This window comes from Pseudofrankia asymbiotica (genome assembly GCF_001983105.1).
In the GTDB taxonomy this organism is placed as follows: Bacteria; Actinomycetota; Actinomycetes; order Frankiales; family Frankiaceae; genus Pseudofrankia; species Pseudofrankia asymbiotica.
Genome location: NZ_MOMC01000141.1, coordinates 1 through 9,613 on the forward strand (window position 1 = coordinate 1; position 9,613 = coordinate 9,613).

The window sequence follows — 9,613 nt, forward strand, 5'->3', positions numbered from 1 at the left end:
ACAGCTGCCTGCCCCTCCCACACGCCGCCGACCCCACGGCGGCCAACCCCCGCACGCCCACAACCAGCCAAAACAGATCCCAGCATCGTCTTGACCGGCCCCGCTCCTTCAGGGATGACCGGCCCCGCTCCTTCAGGGATGACCGGCCCCGCTCCTTCAGGGATGACCAGCGAAAACGCTCTGTCGATCAGCCCTTCAGTAGCTGCCTCGACATCACTACGCGCTGGATCTGGTTGGTGCCTTCGTAGATCTGGGTGATCTTCGCTCATTAAGATCGATATGTACTCTGAACTGCGAAAATACGTACCCAATGGTGAGGGCGGTGGTTCGAGTCCACACCCAGTCCACGGCTGTTCTGCCGCCGCGGCGGTTCGCGCGGCACCCCTGTGTGTGACTCCGTCGTCGTCGCACGCGATGCACCGGCCGTCGCCGGGCCCGGATCGGCGTCGGCCCACTTCGAAGGCGGTGCTCAGCGTCGCGATCTCGGCTGCCGGGTCTGAGCGGGTGTTGTCGAGGCGGCAGCGGCAGCGGTGCGTGCGGGGCGGTGGCCTGCCTTCGATCTTCGGCGCGACAACACGACGGCGCGATGGCCACCGCGGTGGMATTTCGAAGGTGCGGATCTGCGCGGTGTGCGTGGGGGTGTGTCTTGGGGTGACCGTGCGGGTGTGTGGGCCGGGCATCGTCGGGCCGTCTGTTGGGTGCCTCTGCGGGGGCGGGTCCGGGACGGGACTGTGATTGCGACGGTGCGGGTGCTGCGGGCGCGGGCGCGGGGTGCTGGCGATGTGGGGCGGGCGCGGGCGGTCGCGAACTATCTGGAGACGGGGCAGCCGGGTGGGCTGGCGCGGTGCTACAGCGGGAACGCTTCAGCTCCAGCGGGTGGGTTCATGGAGGACGGTCTGGGCGGAGGGGAGGTCGGCGAGGCGGGTGGCGAGGGTGGCTTCGGCCAGGCGGGGTGGGAGGGCGGTGTTGAACTTCAGGCCGGCGAGGGACTCCGCGTTGACGTGGGGCAGGCAGATCCGGTCGGCGAGGCCGGCCGTCGCCGTTTTCCACATCTGGGGGGTGAGGTCGGAGCGGAGGCGGAGGTAGGCCTCGTCGGGGGCCTGGCGGGGGTCGGCGAGGTCGCCGAGGCTGGCGGCGAGAACCCGGTTGGCGAGGTCCCCAGCCCAGGTCCACCAGCGGACGTCGTCGCCGTCCGGATCCCGGACAATCATCGTTGCGGCGGGGTGGACGCGGTCGGTGTACTTATCGCGGATCTCGGCGAGGCGGGCGACGGCTCGGGGTGTGAGGGCGACGGGTGGGTCGGTGCCGAGCAGGACGTCGCGCATCGCCCGGGTCAGCGGGAAAGACAGGGCGAACGGGGAGTGGCCGAGCCAGCGGGCCCGTCCGCCGCTGTCGGCGGGTTCGACGAAGCAGCGGCGGCTTTTCCAGTCGGTGTGGGTGACGCGCCAGCTCCGGCCAGCGAGGAGCAGGAGACGGGGGCCTTCGACGGGGTCGGTGAGCAGTTTCGGGTCGGTGCGGCCGATCTCGTCGCGGCCCCAGAGGACGGTGAACTCGGGTGCGGCGGTGAAGACGGCGGTGAGTTCCATGAAGTGGCGGCGGCCGAAGCGGCGTTCGGCTTCCGGGCCGATGAAGAGCAGGCCGCCGTCGGAGTCGAGGTAGCCGGCGCGGACGAGGTGGCGCACGATCGGCTCGGCGGATCGGTCGAACGGCGCGAGGCCGTTCCATTCGTCGGCCCAGAGCCGGTCGCCGACCTTGCCTTCCTGGAGGCAGTAGGCGAGCAGTTGCTGGGCGACGATGTGGCGTGGATCGGGCGGGGCGACGACGGGTTCGACCCAGCCGCGGCCCCAGAGGGTGAGCAGTCCCGCGGCCCGCAGCACGGCGTCGTCGGTCAACGTCAGGAACAGGCAGTTGCGGACGGTGCCCGCGCGCCGGCCGGTGCGGCCGAGGCGTTGKAGGAACGAGGCGACGCTCGTCGGGGCGTTGAGCTGGATCACCCGGTCGAGGTCGCCGACGTCGATGCCGAGTTCCAGGGTGCTGGTCGCGACGATCACGCAGTCGCGGGCCTCGGTGAACGCCTCCTCGGAGCGGCGCCGTTCCTGTGCGGACAGCGAGGCATGAGAGAGGAACGTAGTGACGCCCCGGGCGCGTAGTTCGGTGCCGAGCATTTCGACGAGAGCCCGGGAGTCGCAGAAGACGAGCCGCTTCTCGCCGGCGTGCAGGGAGGCGATCACCTTGGCCGCGTTCGGCACCGACCCGACATAGTCCAGCTCGATCGCGCCCGGCGGAACCGCGCCCGGCGCGGCGCCCACAACAGTGGCCGTGGGTAGGTCCGGGGCGATGACCTCGGCCTGGCGCCGCCCGGCACCTGAGCCCTCGAGCCAGTGCAGCAGTTCGGCCGGGTTCCCGACGGTCGCGGACAGACCGATGACCTGTAGTTCCCGCGAAGGGTCGGCCTTGCGGACGAGTCGGCGCAGGCGTTCGAGGACGGCGAGCAGGTGCCAGCCGCGGTCGTCGCCGGCGAAGGCGTGGACCTCGTCGACGATGACCGCCCGAATGCCGGCGAAGAACTCGTGATGGTCGGTGCGGATGCTGACGAGCATCGCCTCCAACGACTCGGGCGTCGTCAGTAGCACGTCCGGCCGTTCCCGGCGGATCCTGTCGCGCCTGCTCGCGGAGACGTCGCCGTGCCAGACGGCGGCGCGCCGGCCCAGCCAGCCGGTGTAGGTCTCCAGCCGCGGCGCCAGGTTGTTCAGCAAGGCCTTCAACGGGCAGAGGTAGAGGACCGACGTGCCCCGCCAGTTCTCGGCCGCCATCCGCGACAGCGTCGGGAAGGCCGCCGCCTCCGTCTTCCCGCCCGCCGTCGGCGCCAGCAGCAACGCGTCCGCGCCAGCGAGCAGCGGCGCGACCGCGGCCTCCTGCAACGGGCGCAGCCCGGGCCACTGCAGCGTGTTGACGACGTGGTGCAGCACCACGGGGTGGAGCAGGTCAGCCGCCGCGGTCACCCCAAGTCCAGGTCGATGTCGGCGGCGCTCGCGGCGCCGTCGACGCGGGCGGCGTTGCGTTCCAGGTCGGTCAGCTCGGCGCTGTTGAGCGTCAGCGGGTAGTCGCGCCGCGGGTCGAACGCGGGGAACTGGTCGACCCGGTCCAGGACGTCGGCGACGAGCTTCTTCAGGAACAGCCGGGGCGCGATCCCGACCTTTCCCCCGAGCCGCCCGGCGACCGCGCCGGCCAGTTCGCCGAGGTAGGCGTCGTCGACCAGTGTGCTGATCCGCGCGGCGGCGTCGGGCGCCGCCCCGGCGGCGAACACGCCTCGGACCCGGCCGCCGAGCTCGACCAGCGACGCCTCGGTGAACCCGACCAGGCGCAGCTGGACAGCGCGGGGATTGTCGAAGGCTGGGTTGGCCGTGAAATCGGTCGCCAGCCGCTGGGCCAGCGGAGCGAGCCGCGCCACCCCCTGCGGCCCGTCGTAGAACGCCGGCGTCCCGGTGATGACGAGGAACAGGCCGGGGAACCGGCCGCTGTGCACCTCGTCGATCAGCTGGCGCAGCGAGTTCAACGCCTTGTCTCGGGTGTCGGAACGAACCCGCTGGAGCGTCTCCACCTCGTCGAGAACGACCAGCAGCCCCCGGAACCCGCTGTCACGCAGCACCACCAGCAGCCCCTGGAGAAACCCGAGTGCGCCGAAATGGTCCAGATCGCCACGGACCCCAGCCGCCCGGCGGGCGCTCGCCGCGACGTGTGGCTGCCCGCCGAGCCAGGCCAGCACCGCCGCGGCCGTCGCCTGATCCCCGGCCACCGTCGCGGCCCGGTAGCCACGCAGCGCCGCCGCGAACGCCGGGGCGCTACGGCCAACCTCCCGTAGCCGCGCTTCGAGCAGCTCACCGACGGCCTTCTCCAACGCAGCCGGCTCCGTCGCCTCGCCGGCCCCAGCGGCGACGAGATCGCCGGCGGCGAGGGCGTCCTCCTCGAGGGCGTAGAACCAGCCGTCGACGACCTGCCGCAACGCGCTCGGCGGGAACGTCGCCGTCGTCAACCGCTCGGTGAGGCGCCGGTAGACCGTCTCCAGTTTGTGCAGCGGCGTCTCGTTCTCCGAGATCTGCGCCTCGGCCGTCGCCAGCCCGGCGCGCTTGGCCTGCTCCGCGAGCCACCGGCTGAAGAACGTCTTCCCCGAGCCATACTCCCCGCGCACCGCCTTGAACACCGACCCGCCGGCGGCGACCGCGGCCAGGTCGTCGGCGACGGAACGCTCGAACCGGTCCAGGCTCACCGCCAGCAGATCCAGCCCCGCTGCCGGCACCGCCCCGCGCCGCAGCGCGTCAAGCACCTCTCGCCGCCGCGCCGTGCTGACCTGTTCCGTCACCAAGTCCCCCCACTCGGAGTTCCACAGCCATGGTCAGGCCGGGGTCACCGGACCGACGCTATCCGTGCGGGGCAGGTGACATAGCCCAGGCAATAAGCCAACCTGTCGGATCCGCGGCGTACGTTCGTCATCGCCCGGCGCCCCGCCAAGTCAGAGGGTAGGCCTCCGATCTTCCGGTTATAAAGTGGCGCGGGCTGATCTGTAGGTATGTCGCTCCAGGGGGAGGGGGCTCGGTGTCGCTCGACGACGAGCACTGGACGCAGTGCACCCCGTCCGAGTACGCCTGGGAGCGCGCCGCGCTCACCTATCTCAGGGACCAACTGCGGAACTCCGGCATCCACCGGGGCTGGTCGAACGCCGAGTTCCTCGGTCAGGACGGCTCCGTCAACGAGATCGACCTTCTCCTGGTCGCCCCGGCGGGCATCGCGATCATCGAGGTCAAGTCGTGGTCAGGCGTCCTCACGGGCGATGCGGGTACCTGGCGGCAGACCCACCGGGGCCCGGTCGACAACCCGGTCATCGGGGCGAACCGCAAGGCGCGCAAGCTCAAGACCCTGCTCTCGACCCGCGACGCGATGCGCGGTCTCAGGGTGCCGTGGGTCGAAGGCGTCGTCTTCCTCAGCGACGGTCATCTGAAGGTCCAACTCAGGCCTGAGGGACGTGCGCACGTCTACGGCAGGCACGACCAGACCGACCTGCCCAGCATTCTGGCCTTCGCCAACCGGCCGGGCCCGGTCGATCGCCAGCTCAGCGCCGCGCTGGCCAAGGCTGTCGACCAGGCGGGCATTCGCCAGTCCCAGCGGACCAGGACCGTCGGCAGCCTCCGGCTGGAGCGGGCGGCCTTCCAGGAAGGCCCCGGCTGGCAGGACTTCCTCGGCCGCAACCCGCGGTTCCCCGACGACCGCTTCCGCCGTGTACGGATCTATCTGGCCAGCGGCGTCGAGACCACCTACCGGCGCGATCAGCTCGTCCGCGCCGCCGAACGCGAGTACCTCGCGCTGCGCGGCATCGACCACACGGGCATCGCGGCCCCCCTCGACTTCGTCGAGCACGACCTCGGCCCTGCTCTGGTCTTCCCGCACGACGAGAAGCTGGTCCGGCTCGACCACTTCCTCGACCAGAACGAACGGACGCTGTCGTTCGACGACCGGCTGGTGCTGCTCCGCACGATCGCCGAAACGCTGGCGTTCGCACATCGGCGGGTCCTCACCCACCGGGGTCTGAGCCCTCGCTGCGTCTGGGTCCGGCAGAACGGTGAGCGGTTCGCCGTGCAGATCACGGATTGGCAGACCGCCTCGCGCGGCGCCGAGCCGCGGAGCACCACCGGCGCCGCGGGGGCTGCGATCGTCCCGACGCCGACCTCGACCGGCCTGATCGAACTGGCTGACGACGCGTCGACGGCCTACTTCGCGCCCGAGTGGGGCCTGGGCAGCGCCAAGGGCGTGGCGCTCGACGTCTTCGGTCTCGGCGCCATCGCCTACCGGATCTTCACCGGCCAGCCGCCCGCGGCAAGCTTCGGCGAGCTCAGCCAGCGCCTCGCCGCCCACGGCTCGCTGTCGCTCGTCGACCTGGCCGATGCCGTCCCCGCGCCGCTCAACGACCTCGTGACCGACGCCACCAACGCCGATGTCGAGCACCGCACCCGCGACATGGCCGCGTTCATGCTCGACCTCGATCTCGTCCGGCAGCGTCTCGCCGAACAGGTCGAGACGAAGGAGATCAAGGACCCGCTGACGGCAGAAGCTGGCGTCGACCTCCAGGACGGGTTCACGGTCGTCCGGCGCCTGGGCCAGGGCTCCACGGCCGTCGCGCTGCTGGTCGAGCGAGACGGCCAGCAGGCCGTCCTCAAGGTCGCGCTCGACGACGAGCGGGCTGCGCGGCTGCAGGCCGAGGCCGAGACCCTGCGGGCGCTGCGCGGCCACCCGGGCGTCGTCCAACTGCTGGCAGACGACGTGCTGGAGATCGGCGGGCGACGCGCCATCCTCCTCTCATCGGCCGGCGACCGGACGCTCGCCCAGGAACTGCGCGAACGCGGCCGACTCCAGCCCGAATGGCTGCACGGCTGGGGCGACGACCTGCTCTCGATCGTCGAGGATCTGCAGAACGCCGGCTTGGCCCACCGCGACCTGAAACCCGACAACCTCGGCATCGCCGAACGCGGCGGGAAGGGGAAAAAGCGCCAGCTCGTCCTGTTCGACTTCTCGCTCGCGAAGGCGCCGCTCGACGCGATCGACGCCGGCACCCGGCCCTACCTCGACCCGTTCCTCGGCCGCGGCGACCGCAAGCGGTGGGACCCTGCCGCCGAACGTTACGCGACCGCCGTGACCCTCTACGAGATGGCGACCGCCCGCCAGCCCGAGTACGGCACCCACGGCGGCCATCCCCGATTCGGCGACGCCGACGTGACGATCGACCCGGAACTCTTCGACCGGTCCTACGCCTCCAGCCTCACCGACTTCTTCCGGCGCGCCCTGCACCGCGACGCGCGGCGACGCTTCGACACCGTCGCCGACATGCGCCGGGCCTGGGCCGTCCTGTTCACCGAGAAGCCTGCCGAGCAGACCGCCGACGCGACGGCGCGGATCAGCCGGGAAACCCCGATCGGCGCCGCGGGGCTCGCCCGCCCGGTGCTCGCCGCGCTCGAACGGCTCGCGGTAAACACCGTCGGCGAAGCGCTGGCGCTCAGCCGCGCGCAGGTCGTCTGGCTGCCCGGCATCGGCACGAAGACCCGCCTGCAACTGGTCGAGGACCTCGCTCGGCTCGCCGAGCAGGTCACCCTCTCCTCCGCCGAACGGCCCTCCGCCCCGACCCTGCTCGACCGGGTCGCCGGCGATCTCATCCCACGCGACGCGGACCGGGCCGTCGCCGAGGCGCTGCTCGGCCTCGGGGAGGCGGGCGGAAGCGCGTGGACCTCGGTCCGCGACGCCGCGAAGAACCTCGGCCTCGAGCAGAAGACCATCCGGCAGACGGTCGCCAGGTTCGAACGCCACTGGCTGGCGCTCGACGGGATGACGGAGCTGCGCGACACGCTCGTCCAGGTCGTCGAGGCCGCGGGCGGGGTCGCCTCCGCGCGGCACTGCGCCGCCGCCCTTCTCGGCTTCCAGGGCAGCACGGTCGACGAACCACTGCGTTCCCGGCTCGCCGAGGCAGTGGTCCGGGCCGCGATCGACACCGAGCTGGCCGACCAGAAGACCGACGCCGACCCGCGGCTCACCTACAGCCGCGAAGAACACGGCATCCTCGTCGCCGCAGGGCCCCCACGGCCAGAGGAAGGACCCTCGACCGCCGCCAGGCTGGAGTGGGCTGGCCGGCTTGGCGCCGCCGCCGACGAACTCGCCGGCGCGGACCCGCTGCCCGTGTCCGCCGCGGTCGTCGAGGCGCTGCGCGCGGTCCCGGCCCCCGCGGGCACCGACGCCCTGTTGGTCCCCGCCGACCGTCTTCTCGACGTCGCCGTCATCGCCGCCACGACCGCCGTCGCCACGCCCCGCCTCGAGGTCTACCCACGCGGGCTGGACGCGAGGCGCGCGGTGCGCCTGGCCGCGGGCACCCTCTACGGCGCGGACCGGCTCACAGCTCCAGAGGTGGCCGACCGGGTGCGCGCACGCTTCCCCCTCGCCGCCGCGCTGCCGGACCATCCGGACCTCGACGCGCTGCTCGAGGCAGCCGGTGTGCCGCTGAGCTGGGACGACGAGCAGAAGCTCTACGTCGCCAAGCGCGCGGAAGTCACGCCGCTGACGCTGCTTACCGGCACCACTCTGGGCAGCACCCGCCTCGGCGCCACCACGGCCGCCCGGGCCCGGCGGCCAGGCGACCAGGCGTCGGAAACCAACCAGAGACTGGAACGGACCCGCGCGGACGGCGGCTGGCTGGTACTTCCCGTCCATCCCAGGCGACTCGCCCGCGCGGAACGCGTCCTGCGCGGCTGGCCCGGTGTCACGACCATCGACGCCGAAGCCGTGCTCCTCGGCGCGATGCGCGACGTCTGCGCCAGCCACGGCGTCGACTGGCAGGTCGCGCTCGAATCCGACGCGGCGGAACGGGCCTCAGCCGACTGGGAGAACCTGTCCTTCGTCGCGCAGAGCGGGCTCAAGGCGGTCCGCGGCGCGATCGACGCGGCCGGCCCGGCCGTGCTCGTGACCAACCCCGGCGTGCTCGCCCGCTACGACCCGGGACTTTCCAGCCTGGACGCGCTGCGGGACTCGGTGCGGATCGCGACCACCGCGGCCCCGGTGCGCACCGTGTGGGTGCTGGTGCCCTGGGCCGACATGGAGACCCAGCCGGCGCTCGACTTCGGCGCGCCGGTGCCGCAGTTCGGCAACCAGCGCCTGGTACTGACCGATAGCTGGATCAAGCGGCACGAGAGTGGCGCCGCCGATGTGAATCTTCGTGGTGTCGCGGGAGGGGCAGCGTGATCGAGGCCGGGAGGCTCCTGGGGGACCTGCAGAAGCAGCTCGCGGGGCTGGAGGAGGACCTGCTCAAGCAGGCCGAGACCGACGCCGTGGTCCGCGGGAGGCTCGGCCAGCGGTACGCGGCGGCGAAGAACGGCGAGCGCACTGGCGTCACCTACGAGACGTGGCTCGGTCAGCAGCTCACCCAGGTCGCCGTCGGCTGGCTGCTCGCCTGCGTCTTCACCCGCTTCTGCGAGGACAACCGGCTCCTCGACCACTCCATGCTCGCTGGCCCTGTCCACCTGGCGAAGGAGGCCGACGAGCGCGGCCCGGCCTCCGACCCCGTCGACGGCGTCGCCGAGGCCCGCGAGCGCCAGGCCGCCTGGTTCCGCGCGGAAGACCAGGCGGGCCGCAGGCGCCGCGACGACCTCGACTACCTGCGCGCCGCCATCGGACGGCTGGAGGACCACCCGGCGACCCGCGCCCTCGTCGACAAACACAACCCGCTGCACCTCGTCGACATCACCCCCGACGCCGCGACGAGGCTCCTGAGCTTCTGGCGGTACGTGCCTCCCGAACTCGGCATGCTGGCCCACGACTTCACCGACCCCAGCCTCTCCACCCGGTTCCTCGGCGACCTGTACCAAAAAATCTCGGCGCAGGCCCGCAAGGACTATGCCCTGCTTCAGACGCCTGAATTCGTCGAGAAGTTCATCCTCGATCGGACCCTGCAATCGTAGCTGTTCAGCTGGCGTCGTAGCTGATTGTGCTGGTCATCAGACGGGTTGTGCCGCTGGTGGTAGCCAGGGGCCGGTGGTGAAGAGCCGGGTGAGGGCGTCGAGGGTGTCGAGGCCCCATTTGCTGG

At 71.8% G+C, this 9,613-nt stretch carries 4 protein-coding genes; 2 read left to right on the top strand and 2 right to left on the bottom strand.

Annotated elements, in window-relative coordinates; genetic code table 11:
* Positions 1-863 precede the first annotated feature (863 nt).
* Both BL253_RS38425 and brxD read right to left on the bottom strand, forming a co-directional pair.
* The gene (locus BL253_RS38425) at positions 864-3,002 is read right to left on the bottom strand and encodes a DEAD/DEAH box helicase (RefSeq protein WP_076823008.1); all 2,139 of its coding nucleotides are present in this window, start codon (positions 3,000-3,002) and stop codon (positions 864-866) included.
* Positions 2,999-4,360: a BREX system ATP-binding protein BrxD gene (brxD, locus tag BL253_RS38430; RefSeq protein WP_081439110.1), complete on the bottom strand. Its 1,362-nt coding sequence runs from the start codon at positions 4,358-4,360 to the stop codon at positions 2,999-3,001. Before brxD ends, BL253_RS38425 begins: the two co-directional genes overlap by 4 nt.
* Positions 4,361-4,593: 233 nt before the next feature.
* Between brxD and pglW the strand changes: the two genes are divergently transcribed.
* Positions 4,594-8,772, top strand: a complete 4,179-nt coding sequence (gene pglW / locus BL253_RS38435) for a BREX system serine/threonine kinase PglW (protein WP_076823010.1) — start codon at positions 4,594-4,596, stop codon at positions 8,770-8,772.
* The gene (locus BL253_RS38440; protein ID WP_076823011.1) at positions 8,769-9,488 is read left to right on the top strand and encodes a hypothetical protein; all 720 of its coding nucleotides are present in this window, start codon (positions 8,769-8,771) and stop codon (positions 9,486-9,488) included. Before pglW ends, BL253_RS38440 begins: the two co-directional genes overlap by 4 nt.
* Positions 9,489-9,613: the final 125 nt, after the last annotated feature.